This is a genomic window from Mycobacterium sp. NGS66 (assembly GCF_059812225.1).
In genome coordinates this window covers 1-311 of sequence record NZ_JCALCG010000050.1, presented here as the reverse complement: position 1 = coordinate 311, position 311 = coordinate 1, and the positions used below count along the sequence as shown (strand labels likewise).

Genomic DNA, 311 nt, shown 5'->3' with positions numbered 1-311 from the left:
AATCGTCCGCCAAACGACAGCAGCTCGAGTCCGGCGCGCTGGGCGGCGCCGGGTAGTGAGTTGAGCACGACGTCGACTCCGTAGCCGTCGGTGTCGGTGCGGATCTGGTCGGCGAACTGCAGGCTTCGCGAGTCGTAGACGTGTTCGATGCCCATGTCGCGCAGCAGTTGTCGGCGCTGTTCGCTGCCGGCGGTGGCGAAGATGTCGGCACCGGCGGCGCGGGCGATGGCGAGTGCTGCTTGTCCCACTCCGCCGGTGGCGGAATGGATCAACACCTTCTCGCCGGCCTTGATGCGGGCCAGCTCGTGCAG

Annotated in this window: 1 protein-coding gene; it reads right to left on the bottom strand. The window is 67.5% G+C overall.

What is annotated here, in order from left to right:
• The coding region (locus AC5Y2L_RS28610) for a zinc-binding dehydrogenase (protein ID WP_499940108.1) at positions 1 to 311 on the bottom strand (311 nt) is incomplete at both ends.